This window comes from Rahnella sp. R3(2024), from assembly GCF_042920125.1.
In the GTDB taxonomy this organism is placed as follows: Bacteria; Pseudomonadota; Gammaproteobacteria; order Enterobacterales; family Enterobacteriaceae; genus Rahnella; species Rahnella rivi.
The window spans coordinates 3,942,993-3,966,893 of the sequence record NZ_JBHGBU010000001.1 but is presented as its reverse complement, the minus strand read 5'-3'; the positions used below and the strand labels follow the sequence as shown (position 1 = coordinate 3,966,893).

23 protein-coding genes and 2 tRNA genes are annotated in these 23,901 nt (G+C 50.1%); 13 read left to right on the top strand and 12 right to left on the bottom strand.

All coding sequences use genetic code 11. From position 1 onward, the window contains the following. Nucleotides 1–32: 32 nt before the first annotated feature. The 3 genes from ABSH60_RS18085 to rnt all read left to right on the top strand — a co-directional run bounded on the left by ABSH60_RS18085 (nt 33) and on the right by rnt (nt 2,509). A complete protein-coding gene (locus ABSH60_RS18085) occupies nt 33–1,124 on the top strand; it encodes an alkene reductase (protein WP_056773611.1) in 1,092 nt (363 codons plus the stop codon). A gap of 158 nt (nt 1,125–1,282) precedes the next feature. Further along, nucleotides 1,283–1,690 carry a lactoylglutathione lyase gene (gene gloA / locus ABSH60_RS18080; protein ID WP_056773609.1) on the top strand — a complete coding sequence of 136 codons (408 nt, stop codon included), beginning with the start codon at nt 1,283–1,285 and terminating at the stop codon, nt 1,688–1,690. A 102-nt stretch (nt 1,691–1,792) separates the two neighbouring features. Then, on the top strand, nt 1,793–2,509 hold the full coding sequence (gene rnt / locus ABSH60_RS18075) for a ribonuclease T (RefSeq protein WP_072158074.1): 717 nt from the start codon (nt 1,793–1,795) through the stop codon (nt 2,507–2,509). Nucleotides 2,510–2,635: 126 nt separating this feature from the next. On the opposite strand, the gene ABSH60_RS18070 is transcribed toward rnt, so the two are convergent. Continuing rightward, entirely contained in the window at nt 2,636–2,983 is a 348-nt protein-coding gene (locus ABSH60_RS18070; protein WP_056773605.1) for a Grx4 family monothiol glutaredoxin, read from the bottom strand. Nucleotides 2,984–3,442: 459 nt separating this feature from the next. On the opposite strand from ABSH60_RS18070, the gene ABSH60_RS18065 reads away from it, so the two are divergent. Further along, nucleotides 3,443–4,357 carry an NlpC/P60 family protein gene (locus tag ABSH60_RS18065; RefSeq protein WP_390975807.1) on the top strand — a complete coding sequence of 305 codons (915 nt, stop codon included), beginning with the start codon at nt 3,443–3,445 and terminating at the stop codon, nt 4,355–4,357. Nucleotides 4,358–4,521: 164 nt separating this feature from the next. On the opposite strand, the gene ABSH60_RS18060 is transcribed toward ABSH60_RS18065, so the two are convergent. After that, nucleotides 4,522–4,611 carry a YnhF family membrane protein gene (locus ABSH60_RS18060; RefSeq protein WP_122095584.1) on the bottom strand — a complete coding sequence of 30 codons (90 nt, stop codon included), beginning with the start codon at nt 4,609–4,611 and terminating at the stop codon, nt 4,522–4,524. 333 nt (nt 4,612–4,944) lie between these two features. Between ABSH60_RS18060 and purR the strand changes: the two genes are divergently transcribed. Beyond that, nucleotides 4,945–5,970, top strand: a complete 1,026-nt coding sequence (gene purR / locus ABSH60_RS18055) for an HTH-type transcriptional repressor PurR (protein ID WP_056773596.1) — start codon at nt 4,945–4,947, stop codon at nt 5,968–5,970. Between the two features lie 197 nt (nt 5,971–6,167). Here purR and punR read toward each other — a convergent pair whose 3' ends face one another. After that, nucleotides 6,168–7,073: a DNA-binding transcriptional activator PunR gene (gene punR / locus ABSH60_RS18050; RefSeq protein ID WP_390975129.1), complete on the bottom strand. Its 906-nt coding sequence runs from the start codon at nt 7,071–7,073 to the stop codon at nt 6,168–6,170. Nucleotides 7,074–7,209: 136 nt separating this feature from the next. On the opposite strand from punR, the gene punC reads away from it, so the two are divergent. Both punC and cfa read left to right on the top strand, forming a co-directional pair. Next, the gene (punC, locus tag ABSH60_RS18045; RefSeq protein ID WP_390975127.1) at nt 7,210–8,421 is read left to right on the top strand and encodes a purine nucleoside transporter PunC; all 1,212 of its coding nucleotides are present in this window, start codon (nt 7,210–7,212) and stop codon (nt 8,419–8,421) included. 350 nt (nt 8,422–8,771) lie between these two features. After that, nucleotides 8,772–9,923 (top strand): cyclopropane fatty acyl phospholipid synthase, encoded by a 1,152-nt coding sequence (gene cfa, locus ABSH60_RS18040; protein WP_122095586.1) that lies wholly within the window; start codon nt 8,772–8,774, stop codon nt 9,921–9,923. Between the two features lie 77 nt (nt 9,924–10,000). Here cfa and ABSH60_RS18035 read toward each other — a convergent pair whose 3' ends face one another. Next, the gene (locus tag ABSH60_RS18035) at nt 10,001–10,654 is read right to left on the bottom strand and encodes a riboflavin synthase (protein ID WP_056773582.1); all 654 of its coding nucleotides are present in this window, start codon (nt 10,652–10,654) and stop codon (nt 10,001–10,003) included. Between the two features lie 253 nt (nt 10,655–10,907). On the opposite strand from ABSH60_RS18035, the gene ABSH60_RS18030 reads away from it, so the two are divergent. The 5 genes from ABSH60_RS18030 to ABSH60_RS18010 all read left to right on the top strand — a co-directional run bounded on the left by ABSH60_RS18030 (nt 10,908) and on the right by ABSH60_RS18010 (nt 15,218). After that, on the top strand, nt 10,908–12,281 hold the full coding sequence (locus ABSH60_RS18030) for an MATE family efflux transporter (RefSeq protein WP_390975124.1): 1,374 nt from the start codon (nt 10,908–10,910) through the stop codon (nt 12,279–12,281). 229 nt (nt 12,282–12,510) lie between these two features. Continuing rightward, nucleotides 12,511–12,587, top strand: a tRNA-Val gene (locus ABSH60_RS18025). Between the two features lie 28 nt (nt 12,588–12,615). Further along, nucleotides 12,616–12,692, top strand: a tRNA-Val gene (locus tag ABSH60_RS18020). Nucleotides 12,693–13,276: 584 nt separating this feature from the next. Next, nucleotides 13,277–14,689 (top strand): pyruvate kinase PykF, encoded by a 1,413-nt coding sequence (gene pykF, locus ABSH60_RS18015; RefSeq protein ID WP_056773577.1) that lies wholly within the window; start codon nt 13,277–13,279, stop codon nt 14,687–14,689. A 292-nt stretch (nt 14,690–14,981) separates the two neighbouring features. Beyond that, nucleotides 14,982–15,218, top strand: coding sequence for a major outer membrane lipoprotein (locus ABSH60_RS18010; protein ID WP_056773575.1), 237 nt, complete (start codon nt 14,982–14,984; stop codon nt 15,216–15,218). 244 nt (nt 15,219–15,462) lie between these two features. Here the strand turns inward: ABSH60_RS18010 and ABSH60_RS18005 are convergent, their stop codons facing one another. The 7 genes from ABSH60_RS18005 to sufA all read right to left on the bottom strand — a co-directional run bounded on the left by ABSH60_RS18005 (nt 15,463) and on the right by sufA (nt 22,496). Further along, nucleotides 15,463–16,476 (bottom strand): L,D-transpeptidase family protein, encoded by a 1,014-nt coding sequence (locus tag ABSH60_RS18005; protein WP_056773573.1) that lies wholly within the window; start codon nt 16,474–16,476, stop codon nt 15,463–15,465. 266 nt (nt 16,477–16,742) lie between these two features. Next, entirely contained in the window at nt 16,743–17,156 is a 414-nt protein-coding gene (gene sufE / locus ABSH60_RS18000) for a cysteine desulfuration protein SufE (protein ID WP_056773571.1), read from the bottom strand. Nucleotides 17,157–17,184: 28 nt separating this feature from the next. Then, the gene (gene sufS, locus ABSH60_RS17995) at nt 17,185–18,405 is read right to left on the bottom strand and encodes a cysteine desulfurase SufS (protein WP_390975121.1); all 1,221 of its coding nucleotides are present in this window, start codon (nt 18,403–18,405) and stop codon (nt 17,185–17,187) included. Continuing rightward, a complete protein-coding gene (gene sufD / locus ABSH60_RS17990) occupies nt 18,405–19,706 on the bottom strand; it encodes a Fe-S cluster assembly protein SufD (protein ID WP_390975119.1) in 1,302 nt (433 codons plus the stop codon). The genes sufS and sufD overlap by 1 nt, the downstream gene beginning before the upstream one ends. Beyond that, nucleotides 19,681–20,427, bottom strand: coding sequence for a Fe-S cluster assembly ATPase SufC (gene sufC / locus ABSH60_RS17985; RefSeq protein ID WP_056773552.1), 747 nt, complete (start codon nt 20,425–20,427; stop codon nt 19,681–19,683). Before sufC ends, sufD begins: the two co-directional genes overlap by 26 nt. A 121-nt stretch (nt 20,428–20,548) precedes the next feature. Next, complete coding sequence (gene sufB / locus ABSH60_RS17980; RefSeq protein WP_056773544.1) at nt 20,549–22,072, bottom strand: Fe-S cluster assembly protein SufB; 1,524 nt, start codon at nt 22,070–22,072, stop codon at nt 20,549–20,551. 52 nt (nt 22,073–22,124) lie between these two features. After that, nucleotides 22,125–22,496, bottom strand: a complete 372-nt coding sequence (gene sufA / locus ABSH60_RS17975; protein ID WP_056773540.1) for a Fe-S cluster assembly scaffold SufA — start codon at nt 22,494–22,496, stop codon at nt 22,125–22,127. Between the two features lie 458 nt (nt 22,497–22,954). Between sufA and ABSH60_RS17970 the strand changes: the two genes are divergently transcribed. Then, complete coding sequence (locus tag ABSH60_RS17970) at nt 22,955–23,359, top strand: hypothetical protein (RefSeq protein WP_056773538.1); 405 nt, start codon at nt 22,955–22,957, stop codon at nt 23,357–23,359. Between the two features lie 107 nt (nt 23,360–23,466). Here the strand turns inward: ABSH60_RS17970 and ABSH60_RS17965 are convergent, their stop codons facing one another. Next, nucleotides 23,467–23,886, bottom strand: a complete 420-nt coding sequence (locus ABSH60_RS17965) for a hotdog fold thioesterase (RefSeq protein ID WP_056773534.1) — start codon at nt 23,884–23,886, stop codon at nt 23,467–23,469. Nucleotides 23,887–23,901: the final 15 nt, after the last annotated feature.

The following is a 23,901-nucleotide window of genomic DNA, read 5'->3' as shown; positions in this document are numbered from 1 at the left end:
CCGATCAGTCCATTAACGTTGGAGTTTTTGACATGACCAAGCTTTTCTCCCCGATTGTTGTCGGTAAAAATACCTTACCGAATCGAGTATTTATGGCTCCACTGACCCGTCTGCGCAGCATTGAACCGGGTGATATCCCGACGCCGCTGATGGGCGAATACTATGCCCAGCGCCACACCTCTGGCCTGATCATCACTGAAGCGACGCAGGTTTCTTTCCAGGCGAAAGGCTATGCGGGCGCGCCCGGTTTGCACACGCCTGAGCAGGTCGCTGCGTGGAAGAAAATCGTTGCAGGCGTTCATGATAAAAAAGGACATATCGCCGTTCAGCTTTGGCACACCGGGCGTATCTCACACAACAGTGTGCAGCCGGACAATCAGACACCGGTTGCGCCTTCTGCCGTCAACCCCAATACCCGCACCAGTCTGCGTGATGAGCAAGGCAACGCGATCCGCGTCGACTGCCCTACTCCGCGTGCGTTAGAACTGAGTGAAATTCCGGGCATCATCAATGATTTCCGTCACGCTGCGGCCTGCTCTGCAGAAGCCGGTTTCGATTACATCGAACTGCATGCTGCGCATGGTTATCTGTTGCACCAGTTTATGTCTCCGGCGTCTAACCTGCGTGAAGACCAGTACGGTGGCAACATTGAAAACCGCACACGCCTGACGCTGGAAGTGGTGGATGCTGCGATTGAAGAGCTCGGCGCAGAACGTGTGGGTATCCGTATTTCACCACTGGGACCGTTTAACGGCCTGGATAACGGTGAAGATCAGGTGCAGGCAGCCATCTATCTGCTGGATGAACTGAACAAACGTAAACTGGCTTATCTGCATATTTCTGAGCCTGACTGGGCTGGTGGTAAGCCTTACACCACTGAGTTCCGTGAGGTGATCCGCGCGCATTATCAGGGCGTGATTGTCGGTGCCGGCGCTTACACGGCTGAGAAAGGCGAAGAACTGATCGAAAAAGGTTACATCGATGCCGTAGCCTTTGGCCGCAGCTACATCGCTAACCCGGATCTGGTTGAGCGCCTGAAATCTCATGCACCGCTTAACGAGCCAAAACCAGAAACCTTCTACGGCGGCGACGCTCAGGGTTATACCGATTACCCGACCCTGTAATGTTATAAAAGTTATCTCCACTTTTCGGCGACCGATGCCCTCCGGCCGCCGTTTTTTTGGCCAGAAATCCAGCCTCTGTTCGGGGTTTTACAGACAAAACCGCCGCTATCGGTTAGGCTAAAACTGATTATTCTCATCCTGCAAATAAAGAGGAACCTATGCGTTTACTCCATACCATGCTTCGCGTTGGCGATTTACAACGCGCAATCAGCTTCTACACCGACGTTTTAGGCATGCGCCTGCTGCGTACCAGTGAAAATACGGAATACAAATATTCGCTGGCTTTTGTTGGCTACACGGATGAAAGCGAAGGCGCAGTCATTGAGTTAACCTACAACTGGGGCGTTGACAGCTATGACATGGGCACTGCCTATGGGCACATCGCGTTAGGCGTGGATAACGTGGCGCAAACCTGCGACGACATCCGTAACGCAGGTGGCAAAGTCACCCGTGAAGCGGGCCCGGTCAAAGGCGGCTCCACCATTATCGCTTTTGTTGAAGATCCGGACGGCTACAAAATCGAGCTGATCGAATCCAAACACGCAGGCCAGGGTCTGGGCAACTGATCCGTTGCGTGCAGTCTCAGGGCGCGAAAGCGCCCTTTTTTTTGCCCACTGAAATGTCGAATATTCGCCACACGCCTGCAACTCGCGGCAAAATTTGCCATAATGTGCGCTGAATTCGATAAAGATAAGAAACTAATGGCCGAGAATAGTGACATTAACGCCCTGAGAGGCCGTTTTCGTGGTTTTTATCCGGTAGTGATCGATGTTGAAACTGCCGGATTCAATGCCAAAACTGATGCGCTGCTGGAAATTGCCGCCATCACGCTAAAAATGGATGAAGACGGCTGGCTGGAAAGCGACGAGACGGTCCATTTCCACGTCGAGCCTTTCGAAGGTTCCATTCTGGTGCCAGAGGCGCTGGCGTTTAACGGTATCGACCCGACAAATCCGTTGCGGGGTGCGGTCAGCGAATATGACGCCCTGCATGAGATTTTCAAAGTCATCCGTAAAGGGATGAAAGAGCAGAACTGCAACCGCGCGATCATCGTGGCGCACAACGCCAATTTTGATCACAGCTTCCTGATGGCCGCCGCCGAACGCGCCGGGCTGAAACGTAACCCGTTCCATCCGTTCGCGACCTTTGATACCGCAGCGCTGAGCGGGCTTGTGCTCGGGCAGACGGTGCTGGCAAAAGCCTGTATCAGCGCGGGGATGGTCTTTGACAGCAGCCAGGCGCACTCCGCCTTGTATGACACAGAGCGCACGGCTGAACTGTTCTGCGAGCTGGTAAACCGCTGGAAGCGCCTGGGCGGCTGGCCGCTGGCCATCAGCGCCGAAGAGCAGGAAGACGAAACCGCATCAGAAGAACATCAGCAGTAAGCGGTTGACGTGAAGGAACACGCTGACGGACAAACAGGCCGGACGCATAAAAACAAAAAGAGCGACGCAATGTCGCTCTTTTTATTGTCATCAGCTGCCCTGAAGGCCGCCAATTCCCGCTGCTGATTACTCTTCAGATTCAGAAGATTTGTATTTCTCAGCGGTTTCTTTGATCAGCTGTTGCAGTTCGCCACGCTGATACATTTCAATCACGATGTCACAACCGCCGACCAGTTCACCATCAACCCACAGCTGCGGGAAGGTAGGCCAGTTAGCAAATTTTGGCATCTCTGCGCGGATATCCGGGTTCTGCAGGATATCGACGTAAGCAAAACGTTCACCACAGGCAGACAATGCCTGAACTGCTTGTGCAGAAAAACCGCAGCTTGGCAGTTTTGGCGAGCCTTTCATGTACAGCAGAATCGGGTTTTCAGAAACTTGCTTCTGAATTTTTTCAATTGTTGGAGTGGTCATTTCTTGCTTCCTCAAGCCGGTACAGGCTGTCACGGTCATTACTCTTCACGCGCAGCACAAAAAAGTGCTGAATCACATTGCCCTCTATTGTAACGATGGCAGCTATCAGATAAAAACGCCATTTTTTGCAGGGTCTTTCGCAATACTGACATTTTATTTCACTATTTTAAGTGCCTGCGTGCGGGCTCACTAAAATAAAGATTCATCGAGAATAACATTTTTGGCGATGACATTAACCAGGGATTTGCATTTCGCCATGGTTTAACACAAATATTAACCTACTGAAAAACGGTCATTTTATTCACTAAAAATGGCGTTTATTTCGACGTTTTAAAAGCTATTAACTTTTTCTCACAATATGATCTAGAATCGATGCAATTCGTGCTGTTTTGTCTGGTTCTTTTAGGCAATACTCTGACATCTCTGATGTTTAACCTAACCACCTATGGTAACGAAGCTATGCGCTTACTGTTCACGCTTTTTGTGCTGCTCTTTACCCAGCTGTTTCTGAATATTGCTCATGCGTCACCGCAGAGTCGTGTTTCTGCCGATCAGCGAAAGAGTCATGTTAATCAGGTTGCCCCTGAGGAACGTCGAAAGCGAAAAACGGTTGCAGCGAAAACCACTAAAAAAACCAAAGTGGCACCGGTGAAAGAACAACAGAGTCAGGAAAAAAATGCCAGTAAGAGAGTCAAAAGCACCGAACTGGTGACGCGAAAGGCCTCTTCTGTCAAAACAGTGAAAACGACGCGGGCTGAAAGTAAGGCCGAGAGTAAGAAAGAAAAAACACTCAAAACCACCAGAGCTGAAACCAAAGCAGATAAGAAAAGTAAAACCCGGGCTTTGGCGAAAAACACCACCGCAAAGACCAGCAAGAAAGAAGCGTATGGCCGACACCGAAAAGGCAAGAAATTAGCCGAAGAAGACAGCAAGCCCATTACGTTAAGCGCGACCCACAAGAAACGTTATCAGCATGCTCAGCAAACGGCGATGACCAAGCTGATGCACCAGGTCGGCAAACCTTATCGCTGGGGTGGTACCTCACCCAATACCGGTTTCGATTGCAGTGGTTTAGTGTATTACGCGTATAAAGATCTGATTCGTATCAAAATGCCACGCACCGCCAACGAGATGTACCACCTGCGCGATGCCGCACCGGTGAAACGCGGTGAACTGGAGTCCGGCGATCTGGTCTTCTTTAGAATTAATAACCGCGGTGCCGCGGACCATGTCGGGGTATACGTCGGTAACGGCAAGTTTATTCAGTCTCCGCGTACCGGTGAAGACATCAAAATTACCTCACTGGGCGACGATTACTGGCAAGATCATTATGTAGGTGCACGTCGGGTAATGACCCCGAAAACGATCCGATAATAAGCAGTTCGTTAAATTTGAAGTTCCGCTAATCATCACTGAATAGCATTTAACGAAGCGTTTGTGCAGGGAAGAATGTCGGCGAAAAAGGGTCAATGTGCAAAATTGAAAAAGGGCGATCCCTGTATAGGGTTCGCCCTTTTTGTTGCCCGATGACAGAGCTTTTAGTTCATCACTGCGGTGAAGCTGAAAGCGATAATCATAAGCAACGCGCAAACGGTGGTAATCAACGACAATTTCAGATTACTGTCCATAAAACCCCCTTACGGATCAATTGTGGCGTTTCATTAAGCCACATAAAATGTGTGCCAACGCATTTTCTCATACTTCATCGCTAAAATCCCGCGTTGATTCATGCGCGATATTCCACAATAACACTTCCACTTTGCTGCATTATAAGAGAAAATTGTCGGTTACCACGCCTGTGTGCCGGTCGATTTCACCCGAGAGCGTTTTGCGCCTCACTCTGACGAATCCACCCAACGATTTCACTGCCTTTTTAAAAGCTCGCAGTGAAATCCACGCAAGCAAACGATTAACATAATGCTAACGTGCTGAAACACGTGAGTTCAGGAGTCATTGTTTACATGGCAACGATTAAAGATGTCGCTAAGCGCGCTGGCGTTTCCACCACAACCGTGTCGCACGTCATCAATAAAACACGTTTCGTCGCCGAAGACACCAAAACCGCGGTTCTGCTGGCTATCAAAGAGCTTCACTACTCGCCAAGCGCCGTTGCGCGCAGCCTGAAGGTCAATAACACCAAAACCATTGGCCTGCTGGCGACCTCAAGTGAAGCGCCCTACTTTGCCGAAGTCATTGAAGCCGTTGAAAACAGCTGTTTCTCCAAAGGCTACACGCTGATTTTGTGTAACTCGCATAATAATCTGGAGAAACAACAGGCCTATCTGCAAATGCTGGCGCAAAAACGCGTCGACGGCTTGCTGGTAATGTGCGCGGAATATCCGGATGAACTGCTGAATATGCTGGAAGAATACCGCTCCATTCCGATGGTCGTCATGGACTGGGGCGAGGCGCGCAAAAACTTCACTGACAGCATTATCGATAACGCCTTCGAAGGCGGTTATATGGCCGGTCGTTATCTGATTGAACGCGGGCATCGTGATATTGGCGTGATCCCAGGGCAACTGGCGCGTAATACCGGTGGCGGTCGGTTCCAGGGTTTCGTCAAGGCGCTGAACGAAGCCAACATTCCTCTGCGCGAAGAGTGGGTAGTTCAGGGTGATTTCGAACCGGAATCGGGGTATCAGGCGATGCACAAAATCCTGATGCAGAAACAGCGCCCTACTGCTGTTTTCTGTGGCGGTGATGTGATGGCGATGGGGGCTATCTGTGCGGCAGATGAGCTCGGTTTACGCGTACCGCAGGATATTTCGGTGATCGGATATGACAATGTGCGAAATGCGCGTTACTTCTCTCCGGCATTAACCACTGTGCATCAGCCGAAAGAGCGTCTGGGCGAAATGGCGTTTACCATGCTGCTGGACAGAATTATCAGCAAACGCGAAGAATCACAGACCATTGAGGTCCATCCCAAACTGGTCGAGCGCCGGTCAGTAGCCGACGGCCCTTTCCGCGATTATCGCCGTTAACAAAAATCTGACGCCTGCCTGTGCAGGCGTTTTTTCTCGTCCCGATCAATACTGGCTTCCGGTATCAGCAGCGTTTAAACAGAGACGATGAGGGTATTAACTCCCATCAGGCCAATGCGGGGATAAGAGTTACGTTCTGACCAAACATTTATCACACCAGTAAACATCCGCCTCCCGGAGAGGTGGATGTTTATTTTCTAATCCCGTAACCATTCCTGATTCATCGTTTCTGTATCGCCCATATATTCCAGCAGCCAGGCCAGCGAAGGAGAGGAGTTACTCTGATCCCACGTCAGGCAACACGGGCTGTCAGGGAACGTATTCTCCAGCGCCAGAACCTGTAATTTCTGCTGTTCAATCTGATGACTCACGCGATGAACCGGCATCATCCCTACGCATAAACCTTCGCTCAGACACTCCAGCGCGCAAGTCCAGTCAGGCACGACCAGGCGCCGCTGATTATCCAGCGTCCAGGTATCACGCTTGGGTAAGGTGCGCGAAGTATCCTCCAGACACAGCGCCGGATAAGGCCGCAGTTGGTCATCGTTCAGCCTGCCGGAGAGATGCGCAAGCGGATGCTGAGGGCTGACGACACAGTGCCAATCCATAAAACCCATATCGCGAAAACTGAAACGCCCGCCCACCGGCACCGCCCGCGTCGCGCCAATTGCCACGTCTGCGCGGCCATCGACCAGCGCATCCCAGACGCCGTTAAATACTTCGGAATGAATGATAAGTTCCGTATCGGGGAAATGACGGTAGAAATCGAGCACCAGCCGCCGCGTTCTGGCGGGTTTCACAATTCGGTCTACCGCCACCCGCAGCTCGCCACGCCAGCCGTTTGCGACCTGCTGGCACTGCCGACGCGTAGCTATCATTTTTTTTGTCAGAATCCGTGCTTCATCAACGAAAACTTTTCCGGCAGGCGTCAGCACCACGTCACGGTGACGCCGTTCAAACAAAGGAACAGCCAGCCAGTTCTCCAGCTGACGAACGGTATAGCTGATGGCAGAAGGCACACGGTGAAGATCCTGCGCTGCTGCGCTGAAACTACCGGTACGTGCTACCGCATCAACTACTTCAAGGGCGTATTCTGACCACATCACTTAGCCTTCAATATTTTTCACAGCAGATTGCAAATATTAGCGTTTCACAAGACTGTTATCAAAGCGTTAAACTCTGCATCCCAACTGTTTTCTGCATCACATCATCTGCAATACATAAATTAACGAGACAAAAATGAAACCCTCCTTTGGATTTATGCTCTATCTCGCCGGATTGAGCATGCTCGGCTTTTTAGCCACAGATATGTATCTTCCCGCCTTCAGCGCGATGCAAATCAGCCTGATGACCAGTCCGGGCATGATCAGCGCCAGCCTGAGTATTTTCCTCGGTGGTTTCGCGATCGGACAACTGCTCTGGGGCCCCCTCTCCGACCGCATTGGCCGTAAACCGGTGCTGCTTATCGGCCTGACGCTGTTTGCCATTGGCTGTCTGGGTATTTTGTGGGTGGAAAATGTGCGTGCGCTGCTGGCGCTGCGTTTCTTACAGGCCGTTGGTGTGTGTGCCGCCGCAGTCACATGGCAGGCGATCGTCGTTGACCGTTTCTCACCGGATGTGGCAAAAAAAACCTTCGCCAGCATCATGCCGCTGGTCGCACTCTCGCCGGCTCTGGCACCGCTGCTCGGCGCATGGGTACTGAATCACTTTGACTGGGAAGCGATTTTCGCTCTGCTGACGGGGGTTACGGTGATCCTCCTTATCACCACGTTGACCTTGCGTGATAAAAAGCACGCAGAACATCCTCCCGAAAATAAAGCCGGTTTTGGTACTTTGCTCACTTCCCGTATTTACACGGGTAATGTGATGATTTACGCCGCCTGCTCTGCGGGTTTTTTCGCATGGCTGACCGGTTCACCGTTCATTTTGAGTGATATGGGTTACACACCGGCGGTTATTGGCCTGAGCTACGTACCGCAGACCATTGCGTTCCTGCTGGGGGGTTTTGGTTGCCGGTTAATGATCAGCAAAATGGATGGCAACAAAATTCTGCCATTTTTATTAGCAGGTTATTGCCTGAGCGTTGTCTGGCTGTTTGTTATTGCCATGTTCACCGATGCCGGTTTGGTGAGTCTGCTGATTCCGTTCTGTTTGATGGCTTTGGTGAATGGTGCAATCTATCCAATTGTCGTCGCAAATGCATTAATGCCATTTCCTGCTAATACAGGCAAAGCCGCCGCATTGCAGAATACCCTGCAGTTAGGGCTATGTTTTATTGCCAGTCTGATGGTTTCCGCATTTATTGCGCAACCTCTTATGGCGACAGTTACCACCATGCTGTCTACACTCATCTTGGTAGTTTTAGGTCGCTGGTTGTCACAACGACAAACAAAACGCCAGGCTGACAGCGAAGAGTCCTGTCAGCAGACTGAAGCACGCTCTACTCACTGATCGCAATAATGACCTTGAGTTACAATCACTTAAAGGTCATTAGTTCTCAAGTCGATTAACTATTGAGAATGCATGCAGGCGAGCCTATACTCAATAAAACCTCTAAAAATAACACTTTTACAAAATCTTTATTACAAGCTTTTGTGTGCTACGCGGATCGCGTCACACTATTATTTCAAGGATGATTGACCTGTAAACCTGTTGGTTTGCAGGGGTTCCTCTAAATTTCCTCTGTTGGTGTCGAATATCGGACGGGGCGCTGAGTCGTCTGTTCTCATAAAGACCTGCACAAATAGCCTTTGCTTTTCCCGGCAGGTTAATAAGTCAGAAGAGAAAGTGATGGAGAAGCTATGAGTTCATCGTGTATTGAAGACCAAAGCATTCAGGATAATCAGTGGTATCGGATCGTCAGCGAAATGTTATCTTCCGCCGACATCCAGATTAATGGTAATCGCCCTTTTGACCTTAAAGTAAAAAACACTGACTTCTTCAAGCGTGTTTTGCAGGAAGGTTCTCTGGGTTTGGGTGAAAGTTATATGGATGGCTGGTGGGAGTGTGAACGTCTGGATATCTTTTTCCAGCGCGTTTTGCGAGCCGGTTTAGAAGATAAACTTCCCCACCATTTTAAAGACACATTACGCATCGCAGCAGCACGTCTCACCAATTTGCAATCCCGTAAACGCGCGTGGATTGTCGGTAAAGAGCATTACGATCTGGGCAATGATTTATTCACTCTCATGCTCGATCCCTATATGCAATATTCCTGCGGCTACTGGAAAGAAGCCACCACCCTGGAGCAGGCGCAGGAAGCGAAACTCAAAATGATCTGCGACAAACTGCAATTAAAACCGGGGCTGCGTTTGCTCGATATTGGTTGCGGCTGGGGCGGATTATCTGAATATGCAGCGCGCCATTATGGGGTCAGCGTGGTGGGTGTGACCATTTCCGCTGAGCAGCAAAAGCTCGCACAGGCACGTTGTGAGGGACTGGATGTCACGATTCTGTTGAAGGATTACCGCGACCTGAACGATCAGTTTGACCGCATTGTGTCGGTTGGGATGTTTGAGCATGTTGGACCGAAAAATTATCAGACCTATTTCAATGTCGTGAAGCGCAACATCAAGCCTGACGGCATATTTCTGCTGCATACCATCGGCTCAAATAAAACCGACCTGAGCGTGGATCCGTGGATCGACAAATATATCTTCCCGAACGGTTGTCTGCCTTCGATTCAACAGATTGCGCACACCAGTGAATCCCTGTTCGTGATGGAAGACTGGCACAATATCGGTGCAGATTACGACCGAACGTTAATGGCGTGGCATGAACGTTTCCAGATTCACTGGCCGGAATTGGCAGAGCGCTACGGCGATCGCTTTCACAGGATGTTCACCTATTACCTCAATGCCTGCGCAGGGGCTTTCCGCGCGCGCGATCTTCAGCTTTGGCAAGTGGTCTTCAGCCCTGAAGGGGTTGACGGTGGACTGCGCGTTCCGCGTTAATTAATGGCAGCGCAACACATAAAAAATCCGGGCATAAGCGCCCGGATTTTTTTATTCATTTCAGAAGTGCGATGCAATTATTCCGCTTTCTCAATCATCGCCTGTGCCGTCGCAATAGCCGCCTCGCGGCTGGCTAACACACGTTCAACCGTATCGACGATCGCCTGAGTTTGCGGATCGATTTCAATATTAATTTTATCGCCGAGGCGTCTGGCGCCTAATGTTGTGCGCTGCAACGTTTCCGGAATTAAATGCACGCAAAAACGAGTGCGGGTGACTTCGCCAATGGTCAGACTAATACCATCAATGCCGATATAACCTTTATGTAATACATATTTCATCAAATCTTCATGCGGCATGCGGAACCAGATCTGACGGTTATTTTCTGAGGTGAGAATTTTTGCGACTTCGGCAGTACAAATAATATGCCCTGACATTAAATGGCCACCGATTTCATCATTAAATCGTGCAGCACGCTCCAGATTGACCAGATCGCCAACCTGTAAATCACCAAGATTGGTCAGCCGCAGAGTCTCTTTCATCAAATCAAAACTGACCAGATCACCCTGTACCTCCGTGACCGTCAGGCAACAGCCGTTGTGCGATACCGAAGCGCCGAGCTGAAGATTATCCAGCATATCCTCTGGCATGCGTACAACATGGGTACGGAAATTCGGTTTTTCATCAATCGATACAACCGTTCCGGTACCCTGAACAATTCCGGTAAACATAGCCCTTTCCTCAATTCTGAAATCTGTTGTATTAAGACAACGCTGCCCCAGTTTGCCGCAGATTTAATTGAAAGCCAAATCTCTGCGGCACAAATAGCACCGGTTCCGGGGATCTCATTATTTAACTAACCATTAACCGCATCGTTTGCTTAAAAATACTGAAAAGGTACAATCTTCTGGCTATTCTCTACACGTCAATGTCGCCTTAAATGGCGTTTTTTTATTCAAAATAATCAACAATAAAGGTGTATCTGTGCAGAAGTACCTCGCAGAAGCGCGGGTGTTATTAGCACTTGCCATCCCGGTCATCCTTGCGCAAATAGCCCAGACATCCATGGGTGTGGTGGATACAATAATGGCCGGTTCAGTCAGCGCGACGGATATGGCTGCCGTCGCCGTCGGGACCTCCATCTGGTTACCGGCCATCTTATTCGGCCACGGTTTATTGCTTTCGCTGACACCGACCATTGCGCATCTCAACGGCGCGGGCCGACGTGATAAAATCGGACATCAGGTGCAGCAGGGTTTCTGGCTGGCCTCCGGTGTTTCAGTGCTGATCATCGCCGTACTTTATCACTGCGATCAGATCATTGGTCTGATGCACAATATTGACCCTGAGCTTCAACGAAAAGCCATCGGCTATCTGCACGCCATCATGTGGGGCGCGCCAGGCTATTTGTTTTTCCAGGTGCTGCGCGACCAGTGTGAAGGATTATCTAAAACCAAGCCGGGCATGGTGTTTGGTTTTATTGGCCTGCTGGTGAATATTCCGGTTAACTATATTTTCATCTACGGGAAATTCGGTGCTCCGGCCCTTGGCGGGGTCGGCTGCGGCGTGGCAACGGGTGCCGTATATTGGGTGATGTTTTTCATGATGCGCTTTTACGTGCGCCATAATCGCGCACTGAAAGATATTGCCCCGCCCTCACGCTTTGCTAAACCTGACTGGCCGACGCTACGCCGGTTGATCCAGCTGGGTTTGCCGATCGCGCTGGCATTATTCTTCGAAGTGACGCTGTTTGCCATCGTTGCACTGCTGGTTTCTCCGCTGGGAATTGTGGCCGTTGCCAGCCACCAGATTGCGCTTAACGTCGGTTCACTGATGTTTGTCGTCCCGCTGTCGTTGGGTGTGGCTGCGACAATCCGCGTTGGTTCTCGGCTTGGCGAATCTTCCGTTGAAGGGGCAAAAGTTGCCGCTTACACCAGTATTGTGACCGGTATCATCATGGCCTGTTGTACAGGGATGACGGCGATTCTGTTCCGTGAGCACATCGCGGCCCTGTATAACGACAGCCCGGAAGTGGTTACCCTCGCCTCACATCTTCTGATCTTTGCTGCGCTGTTTCAGATTTCAGATGCGATCCAGGTGATCGGCAGCGGCATTTTGCGCGGCTATAAAGATACGCGTTCCATCTTCTATATTACGTTTGTTGCGTATTGGGTTCTGGGTCTTCCGGTGGGATATACCCTCGGACTGACCGATTTGCTGGTGCCACGAATGGGACCGAGTGGATTCTGGTGCGGATTTATTCTCGGACTGACGTTCGCCGCCGTGATGATGACGGTACGCATGCGCTGGCTGCAAAAACAAACGTCGTTCACGATTTTGCAAAAAGCAGGCCGTTAACCGTCTTTCACTTACGCAATCACTGGCCACGCGCTAAAAATGATTCATCTGCGCGTGGCTTTTGCCCCTGAGCGAAGGCCGTTATGCCTAAAAAAACAACGCAATGCGCATAAGCTCGTCAGTCGTGCACATTATGAAAGAAAAATGTCTTTTTTCCCTTGCCAGTATTCAGAGACGTCGTTAATATTCGTCCCCGTCGCCAGCACTGGCTGACAAGAAAGAAAACGATGCGTCCGTAGCTCAGTTGGTTAGAGCACCACCTTGACATGGTGGGGGTCGGTGGTTCGAGTCCACTCGGACGCACCAATTTCGAAGCAGTACTGTTGCATGATGTGCGTCCGTAGCTCAGTTGGTTAGAGCACCACCTTGACATGGTGGGGGTCGGTGGTTCGAGTCCACTCGGACGCACCAAAGCAACTCCCGGTTACTCCCTGTATGACTTTCCCGATTTCACTCCCTGCTTTGAATCCAGCCGCTTCCTCTATAAACACCAGCATCTCCTCTGATGATTATCTGTTTTCAGAATTTCCCGACCCCACCCATATGTTCGTCTTGACTTTAACCGGTTTATTTCGAAGTTGTGGCATTTTCGCCGGTCCCGTAACGAATCTGTTATACCCTGTGGTTTCCGCTCTGCCCACTTTGGGTATTTGCGCAACAACACTCTGTCATCTGCCCTAAGCTTGCGCTTTATCACGTTTTTTATTTGGTTTCCCGCCTCGTTCCCCTCTATAATACGCATCGTCTCTTCGATTGAATGGTTTCAGCCCCTTGATCTGTCGATATCGCACTTATAAAAGCGTGACCACTCCCGTAGCGATCTTAAATCGCACTAATCGCTATGCTTTGGCTGAACTAACTACACCATTCCTTTCACAGTCTTCTACGCTTAGTAATGATTTGATTCAACCAGGCAAGACTTCAATTCCGCGCGGGCAGCCCTGCTGTCAGGCAAACACTTTTCCAATCCATCACAACTTGTAGATAAAATCGTCATGAAAAAGACCAAAATTGTTTGTACCATCGGACCGAAAACTGAATCCGAAGAAATGCTGACCAAACTGCTTGATGCAGGCATGAACGTAATGCGTCTGAACTTCTCTCACGGTGATTACGAAGAGCACGGTCAACGCATTAAAAACATCCGCAACGTGATGGCCTCTACCGGCCACAAAGCAGCTATCCTGCTGGACACCAAAGGTCCTGAAATCCGCACCATGAAACTGGAAGGCGGCAAAGATGCTGCACTGGTTGCGGGTCAGACTTACACCTTCACTACCGACCAGAGCGTAATCGGTAACACCGAACGCGTTGCTGTGACCTACGCAGGTTTCGCCGCCGACCTGAAAATTGGCAACACCATTCTGGTGGACGATGGCCTGATCGGCATGGAAGTGACTAACGTCACCGAAACCGAAGTTACCTGTAAAGTTCTGAACAACGGTGACCTGGGCGAAAACAAAGGCGTTAACCTGCCAGGCGTTTCTATCGCTCTGCCTGCGCTGGCTGAAAAAGACAAGCGCGACCTGATCTTCGGTTGTGAACAAGGCGTTGACTTTGTTGCTGCTTCTTTCATCCGTAAACGTTCTGACGTTCTGGAAATTCGCGAGCACCTGAAAAACCACGGTGGTGAGCATATCCAGATCATCTCCAAAATTGAAAACCAGGAAGGCCTGAACAACTTCGACGAAATCCTCGAAGCATCAGACGGCATCATGGTTGCACGTGGTGACCTGGGCGTTGAGATCCCGGTTGAAGAAGTTATCTTCGCGCAGAAGATGATGATCGAAAAATGTAACCGTGCGCGCAAAGTGGTTATCACCGCTACGCAAATGCTCGATTCCATGATCAAAAACCCACGCCCTACCCGCGCTGAAGCAGGCGACGTGGCTAACGCCATCATCGACGGTACTGACGCTGTGATGCTGTCCGGTGAAAGTGCTAAAGGTAAATATCCGCTGGAAGCCGTGACCATCATGGCGACCATTTGTGCCCGTACTGACCGCGTTATGCAGAGCCGCATTGATGGTCAGAACGACAATCGCAAACTGCGTATTACTGAAGCCGTTTGCCGTGGCGCAGTAGAAACTGCTGAAAAACTGGATGCTCCATTGATCGTTGTTGCAACCAGCGGTGGTAAATCTGCTAAAGCTGTGCGTAAATACTTCCCGCACGCGACTATCCTGGCGCTGACCACGAATGAAATCACTGCCCGTCAGTTAATCCTGACCAAAGGCGTAGTGACTCAGCTGGTGAAAGAAATTGCCTCTACTGATGATTTCTACCGCATTGGTAAAGAAGCGGCGATTGAAAGCGGTTTAGCTCAGAAAGGTGATATCGTAGTGATGGTTTCTGGCGCGCTGGTTCAAAGCGGCACAACCAATACTTCTTCGGTGCACGTTGTTTAAATAAAAACGTGACCCAGAGCATGAATAAACGCCGCATCCCGTGGCGTTTATTTCTTCAGGAAGCATTTTTTTCTTAAAAATGGCTTGAGGCAGACGTACTGAAATTGGGATAAGTCCCATGGAAAACAGCTGTTTTCGAAGCAATTTTTAACTTTTTCGTAAAAAAAGATGCTTCTTTGAGCGAACGATCAAAATATAGCGTTTACCTACAAAAAATTATTCTCATTAGAAAATAGTTTGTGTAATACTTGTAACGCTACATGGAGATTAACTTAATCTAGAGGGTTTTATAATGAATCGCACTAAACTGGTACTGGGCGCTGTAATCCTGGCTTCAACTATGCTGGCTGGTTGTTCAAGCAACGCTAAAATCGATCAACTGTCTTCAGACGTTTCTACTCTGAACTCTAAAGTTGACCAACTGAGCAACGACGTGAACGCAATGCGTTCTGACGTTCAGGCAGCTAAAGACGACGCAGCACGTGCTAACCAACGTCTTGACAACCAAGCTCACGCTTACAAGAAGTAATATTTACTTCTCTAGTTCAATGGCGCACTCAGTGCGCCATTTTTTTTATCTGTTTTTCCTCGCCCTCTTTCCCCTCTTCGTAATCATCCCATCTCGCGACCTTCCATTTTGTTTCCAGCTAACACATCTGACTTAACAATACGTTTCTAAATACCTCTCTCGCTGCGCCCTGAGCGTCAGGCACAAAAAAGGAGCCGTAGTGGCTCCTCAGGAAAAAATCGCTTCAGCAGTGGTTTTGCGGCGCTTACTGCGTGCTTGCGGTACTGACAACAGGTTGTGACGTTGCAGCCGTCTGCGGTTCGCTTGCAGCGGGCGCTGTACCTGTGGCTTTATCCCCCACATTCACTACCACAGGCATACCGGAACGACGTGTAATCGCTTCTTTCACCATCGCAGCATTTGTGTCGTCATGCTTAATGAATTTTTTCATCGCAGCCGTCAAGGCTATCGGCTTAGTTTGCGGATCATCTTTTTCAGTATGAGACAGTGGCTGATGTACCTCGATATAGCGTTTACCGTCTGGCTCAATGTCATATTTGATTGGCTGATTGATGATCTGCACGCGCGTGCCCTTCGGCACCGTATTAAACAACGCTTCGATATCATCAGGACGCAAACGGATACATCCTGAGCTCACTCGCATTCCAATACCAAAGTTGGCGTTGGTGCCGTGGATTAAATACTGCCCGGTCCCGGCTGACAGACGCATCGCAAATAACCCCATTGGATTCTCCGGCCCTGCGGGAACCATTCCAGGCAGTTTAATGCCATCTTTCAGGTAAGCTTTACGAATATTGGCGGTGGGAGTCCATGTCGGGTTGGGGATTTTTTGGCTGACTGACGTCACCATCTCCGGGGTATTTCGCCCTAACTGGCCGATACCAATCGGATAGACGATCACTTTGTCTTCACCTTTTGGATAATAATAGAGGCGAAGTTCTGCAAGGTTGACGACGATGCCCTCACGTTTGGTATCTGGTAAAAGCATTTGCGAAGGAATGGTCAGCACGCTACCGGCTTTTGGCAAATAAGGGTCCGTACCCGGGTTCGCTTCAAGCATAGCAATCAGACCAATTTGATATTTAGCCGCTACGGCTTCCAGCGGCTGACCGTCATTAGGTACCACATAAGTCGTGTTTTCGCCTATCAGGCGGCTATTATCCGGCGGCAGAGGGTATTCCGCTGCACTTGCGGTCAGGGAGTGCGTTGCCATCATTGTGCCAACTAACATCGCCAAAAGGGGTAATGCGCGTCTCATACTCAGTCCTTTTTCGGCCTGCACTCAGAGGATCTGAGGCCAGACAATTATCTTGTCTGTTAATACTAGCAGCGCAGAACCTCAAGGCAATCAAACCGCAGAAAATCAGAAAGTTACCTAAAGGCGTGACCGGTGGAAAACACAGTGAAACGGTTTTTTAAACGAATGAAAAGTCAGGAGTAAAACAGAATAAAACGCGGGGATATTCAGAAATGGCTTTGCTCATTAGCAGACGATTCCTAATGAGCAAAGTGAGCAATCAGCGCTTAAGCCAGCGTTGCTGCGTTAGCACGGATAGAACGGATCATCGCTTCCAGCCCCTGCGAGCGTGAAGGCGTGAGATGCTGGCTAAGTTCCAGCTCTGCAAAGAACGGACGGACATCCAGTTCAACAACATCGCGCGGCGTCAGTCCCTGGTACAGACTGAACACAATCGCCACTAACCCTTTCACGATAGCCGCATCGCTGTCGCCTTCAAAGGTGAGTGCGCCGGTTTCATCCGTGCGCATCACGATCCACACCTGGCTCTGACAGCCTGATATCAGATTTTTGTCCTGCCGATGTTCCTCCGGCAAAGCCGGTAACTGCCCGCCGAGTTCAATCACGTACAGATATTTCTCTTCCCAGTTCGGGCACCGGGAAAAATTTCTCACTAACTTACTTTTATCTGGCAAAGCCATAACAACATCCTGATCGAGGTTGTCAGGCTTAGCCCAACAACCGGTGAATACGTTGCAGTCCTGCGACCAGACGGTCGACTTCTTCACGGGTATTGTACATCGCAAGCGACGCACGGCACATAGCCGGAACACCGTAGAAAGACATTAATGGCATCGCGCAGTGATGGCCGGTGCGGATGGCAATACCGTATTGATCAAGGAAACTGCCCACATCGTAAGCATGATGTTTACCGAGGTTAAACGCTATCACGCCTGAACGGTGTGCCGGACCGTAAATCTGAATATCAGGCACTGTCGCCATCTGCTCAAGTGCGTAGGTCATCAGTTCCTGCTCGTAAGCATGGATATTCTCCAGCCCCAGTTCAGTCACATAGCCCATCGCCGCACCCAGCCCCATAATACCACCGGTATTTGGCGTGCCGGCCTCAAAGCGCCACGGTGCTGCCGCGAAGGTCGTACCTTCACTCAGGCTGACATGCTTGATCATCGAACCGCCACCTTCCCATGGCGGCATCTGATCCAGCAGTGCTTTACGCCCATACAGAATACCGATGCCGGTCGGCCCGTAGAGCTTATGACCAGACCAGACATAGAAATCACAGCCCAGCGCCTGAACGTCGACCGCGTAGTGCATGACAGCCTGTGCACCATCAACCAGCACAGTCAGCCCAGCCGCTTTCGCCTGCGGGATGATGGTTTCGAGCGGGTTAACAGTGCCCAGCACATTGGAAACATGCGCCAGCGTCAGCAGTTTAGTGCGCGGTGTGATAAGCCCTTCAAGCTGAGATAAATCCAGCTCACCTTCCGGCGTCAGATGCCAGACGTCGATGTGCAAATCACGTTCTTTCGCCAGCATCTGCCAAGGAACGATATTGGCGTGATGCTCCATCTCGGTCAGGATAATGCGGTCACCAGGGTGTAAAAATTCACGCCCCCAGGTATTGGCCACCAGGTTAATAGCTTCCGTGGAACCTTTGACGAAGACAATTTCTTCCGCCGATGCAGCATTCATGAAATGTGCGGCCTGAGTGCGGACGTTTTCCATCTGCTCAGTCGCTTCTGCGCTCATGGTATGAATGCCGCGGTGAACCGCAGCATAACCTTGCTCGAAAAAAGACATTTCGCGTTGAATAACCTGATGCGGTTTCTGTGCGCTGGCAGCACTGTCAAGATAGGCCAGCGGCTGGCCGTTAACTTCGCGGCTCAATACAGGGAAATCGCTTCGTACTCTTTCCAGTGGAAAAGTCATTACTTACCTCGATTGAGTCGACCCGCAATACGGGCAATCACGACGTCACGCAGGGTTTCATTCTCGATGGCTTCCGTCAGTTCAGCAGCAAAAGCAAAAATGATCATTTGCTGAGCATCATCACCGCTGATACCACGGGTGCGCAGATAGAAAAGCTGTTCGTCATCAATACGACCGACTGTCGCACCGTGGCTGCACTTGACGTCATCGGCATAGATTTCGAGCTGTGGCTTGGTGTCAACTTCGGTATGTTTACCCAGCAACAAGTTGTTGTTGGTCATTTTCCCGTCAGTTTTCAGTGCGTGCTTCGCCACTTTAATCATGCCGTTGAAAATCGCTTTTGCGCGATCGTTCACGATCACTTTGTGCAACTGGTTGCTGTTGCAATAACCTTTGTTGTGCTCAAGATAGGTACGGGTATCCGCAATCTCACTGTCCACCGGCAGAACCAGGCTGTTAATGTTGAGATGGGTGTTTTCACCATTCAGCTGCGCACTGGTGTTATTACGGGTCAGACCCGCGCCCAGCAGGAAACTGTGGCTGGCAACTCGTGCATCACGCCCGACAACCAAATCATTGTGTGAAAAGTGGAAGCTGGCCTGGCTTTCGAACGCCAGTTTGTAATGCGCAAAGTCCGCATTGTCGCCCACATTTACCGTCATACGTGCGCCGGTAAAGTGCCCGTGATCGTTGAGACTCAGGTAATGTTCAATCACTTCTGCATTTGCACCGCTTTCAATGGATAAATGATAGCGATGATGCACCGTATTCATTTCACGCGACTGGTCGCGACCGCTGCTGATATGTAAAAGATACAGCGGTTTGTCTGCCTGTTTACCGGCAGGAAGGCGTACAGCGATAGGATCCTGCGCCAGACTTTCAGTCAGGTGCAAAAAGACTTCAGACTGAACCGGCTCAGGCAGCGTTTGCTGCGCCGCCGCATTCAGTTTCTGGATCTCAAATGCACCGGTTTCAGCATCACTCAGGCTTGCATCGAAACGACCATCGACGAAAACCAGACGATATGAATCGAGCGGCAATGCTAAAGACTTCACTGTCTCAGCCGTTACGGCCTGCTGCTGAGGGGCAAAGAACTGATTGCCCAGCAGAGAGGAAACCGGCGTATATTTCCAGTCTTCCAGTTTGGCGTGCGGGAAACCGAGGCGCAGCACCTGTTGCCAGTGCGTGTGGGCGTGAACAGATTGCTCGCCACCGCGGCTTTCAAAAAGACGGTAAAGCTGCTGCATGGCATGTGAACTGCCCGCTGCAGGTGCATTACTCTTCGTCGGTAAGCCAGCCATAACCCTGCTCCTCTAACTGTTTAACCAGGCTGAAATCGCCAGATTTTACAATACGACCCTGATACAGAACGTGCACGTAATCAGGCTTGATGTAGTCGAGGATGCGTTGGTAGTGAGTGACGATAACGAACGAACGTTTGCCGTCACGCAGAGTATTAACACCGTCAGAAACGATTTTCAGCGCATCGATGTCCAGACCGGAGTCGGTTTCATCGAGAATGCAAAGATTTGGCTCAAGCGCCGCCATTTGCAGAATGTCATTACGCTTTTTCTCACCGCCGGAGAAACCGACGTTCACTGAACGGGTCAGCAAATCGGCAGGCATCTTCAGCATCGCGATTTTTTCTTCGATGAAATCCGCGAAGTCAAAACGGTCCATAGCTTCCTGACCGCGGTATTTACGCACCGCATTCACTGCGGTTTGCAGGAAGAAATGGTTGGTCACGCCCGGGATTTCTACCGGGTACTGGAAAGCCATGAAAACGCCTTCACCAGCACGGTCTTCCGGAGCAAGATCCAGTAAATCTTTACCGTTGAACATTACGGAACCGTCGGTAACTTCGTAATCTTCCCGGCCAGCCAGTGTCGCGGAGAGCGTACTTTTGCCTGAGCCGTTCGGGCCCATGATGGCGTGTACTTCTCCCGGTTTGATCTCCAGATCAAGTCCCTTGAGAATTTCCTTTTCTTCGACACGGACCTTCAAATTCTTGATGCTTAACATACGTATCCTTGAGTTTGCGCCTGCGCGCTCATAATTCTGATTATGCTTTGACTGTGCTGAACTCAAACCTGTCCGCCGCGGCGTCACACCACGCTGCGACGGCAGAAAAGACGTCGGGTTTTTAACCGACGCTGTGTTCAAGGCTTATCGCCAGCAGTTTCTGTGCTTCGACAGCAAACTCCAGCGGCAGCTCGGAAAAGACATCTTTACAGAAACCGTTAACAATCATGGAAATAGCATCGTCTTCGCTGATACCACGTTGCAGACAGTAAAACAGCTGGTCATCGCCAATTTTCGACGTTGTTGCTTCATGTTCCAGCTGAGCAGTGTTATTACGCACTTCAACATACGGGAAGGTATGCGCTGCGCTGTCCGGACCAATCAACATGGAATCGCACTGCGTAAAGTTACGGGCATTTTCCGCGCCCGGCAGGATCTTCACCAGACCGCGATAGCTGTTCTGGCTATGGCCTGCGGAGATACCTTTCGAGATGATCGTGGATTTGGTGTTTTTACCAATGTGGATCATCTTGGTGCCGGTGTCAGCCTGCTGTTTGCCACTGGTCAACGCCACAGAGAAGAACTCACCGATCGAGTTATCCCCTTTAAGGATAACGCTTGGGTATTTCCAGGTGATCGCCGAGCCGGTTTCAGACTGCGTCCAGGACATCTTCGACCCTGCGCCTTCGCACAATGCGCGTTTGGTCACAAAGTTGAGGATCCCGCCGCTGCTGTCTTTGCTGCCGGAGAACCAGTTCTGCACGGTGGAATATTTCACTTCTGCATCTTTATGCAGAATGACTTCTACAACAGCCGCATGCAGCTGGTAAGTGTCACGCACCGGCGCAGAGCAGCCTTCGATGTAACTGACATAGCTGCCTTCATCGGCAATCAGAATAGTTCGTTCAAACTGACCCGTTTTCGCGGCATTGATACGGAAATAGGTCGACAGCTCCATCGGGCAGCGCACGCCCTTCGGCACGTAAACGAACGTGCCGTCAGAGGCGACAGCGGCATTGAGTGCGGCGAAGAAGTTGTCCTGCGCAGGCACCACGGTGCCGAGATATTTGCGAACCAGATCTGGATATTCGTGAATGGCTTCACCGAAAGAGCAGAAAATGACGCCAGATTCCGCCAGTTTTTCACGGTACGTCGTGGAGACAGAAACGGAGTCAAAAATTGCATCGACCGCCACTTCTCTCCCTTCACGTACCGGGACGCCCAACTGTTCAAAGGCTTTTTCAACTTCGCTGGTTAGGTAGTTTTTACCTTCAAGCGCAGGAATACTGTGCGAGTCTGCCGGAGGCTGCTGTGTGGCACCAGGCTGAGAACCACAGGTATCATCGCAGCTGCCACAGGATGGCGCAGAATAATAGCTGTAATCCTGATAATCGAGAGGCGTGTAATACGCTTTCAACCAGTGCGGCTCTTCCATTTTCAGCCAAGCATGATAAGCCTGCAGACGGAACTCCAGCATCCACTCAGGTTCGTTGCGCTTCGCGGAAATCGCGCGAACCACATCTTCGTTGATGCCTGATGCTAATTCATCGGTTGCCAGCTGGGTGAAAAACCCTTCCTTGTAATTCACTCCCTCGCCGACCCAAGACTGCACATCGTCTGGAATTTCTACGTTGCTTCGTGACATGTTGGTTACATCGCTTTGTTTACAATAATCTTAAAAATCAAAAGACTCGGTCTTACAGGCCGAAACTTTCGCCACAACCACAGGCGTGTTGCGCTTTAGGATTATTGAATTTAAATATCTGATTCAGCCCTTCACGGACGAAATCCACCTCGGTTCCGTCGATGAAAGGCATCGCCTTCAGCGGAACAAACAGCAAAGCGCCGTCATGCTCAAACACCAGGTCATCGCTGGCCGGTTGTTTGGTTAAATCCAGAACGTAGCCAAAGCCGGCACAGCCCGATTGTTTTACCGAGAGCTGGAGGCCTTTCACTTCAGGATCCTGGGTCATCAGGGTCTTAACCTGTTTCGCCGCAGAATCGGTCAGGATCACGCCTTGCCATACGTTGTCGTCTAAAGAGAACGAGCCGACAGTTTCAGTTTGCATCTGTCTTACCTCATAGTTTTATGGTCATAGACAAGACCTATTGTCTCTATTCTAGTGATTACAATTATCACTTCAACCTCTTGTTTTAAGAGGGTATAGCGATGACCCACGAGGAACGTCGCTCAATATGCATCGGCTTTGGGTCCGGTTGCTGGCGGGTCTTGAACACCGCAACCATCAACTGATTGAATAAGTTGTCAATTTTTTGTTAAAAAACTCAAAATTAACCTTACAAAGCTCATGGTTTAATAGCTTTCATTATGTCTATTATAAAACATTCATCGGAAATGCCTATTTATGAATTCACCCTAAACGCAATAATAAGGCTCTTTTTGTCTATGCTTTGGCAGATGACAAAACGAAAAAATCCGATGAAAACGTTGATCCGCTGATTTTTTGCCAATATGATGTTTATTCTTTGATAATGATTATCATTCAGATAACCCGGAATACTGAGAATGGCTCAATCGGTAAATGCGTGGTTGCAAGGCAAGATTGACGAATACAAATCGACTGTCCGCGATGCCACCGTGGATTTCTATATGGCTGATGCAGCCTTACGACGCCCTGAGGCACATCTGTGCCAGCTGAAACGCTTTAATAGCATTTGCCTGGACATGGCCAATTTATGCCTGCAAAACGGGGATGATCACAGTTACCTGCACGCGTTATGCAAACTGCATAACCGCCTGATACTGGAAATAAACAGCGTCGTTCGATGTGAACTCTTCCGTGTTCAGAGCTACCATTTTGCGCGGCACACGCTCAAACTCATTTGCCAGTATTATGCCATGTTGGGCATCTGGGAAAAAGCGACGGCCTTCCAGACCGACTTCGCAAAACGTGTTCCTTATCATCTTTGATATATTTTCAACACGTTAGCGCAGAAAGACTTCTGAATAAAAAAGGCGGACAACTTTTCAGTATGTCCGCCCCTTCCAGCGCTATAAGTCCCGCTCATTCACTTTAGTTATCTGTCGATGACCATCGTCGTTAGCCTGGAAACACAGCATAATTCACCTTGCTGATCGAAAATCTCAATCTGCCAGACCTGACTGCGACGCCCCGTGCGTAATGCACGACACACCCCGCGAACATGGCCTTCTCTGGCCGACTTCATATGGCTGGCGTTAATCTCCACGCCGACCACCGTCTGTTGACCTTCACTGCACAGGTAACCAGCCATCGATCCCATGGTTTCTGCCAGCACCACGGATGCGCCGCCGTGTAATAAACCGAAAGGTTGGGTGGTACGGGCATCTACCGGCATGGTGGCTTCAAGAAAATCATCACCCAGCCGGGTAAACACTATCCCTACATGCCCTACCATGCATCCCTGACTGCGCTCATTGAGCGCTTCAAGCGTGGTGGTTCTTTTCCAGAATGACATTGTGCTTCCTTATCC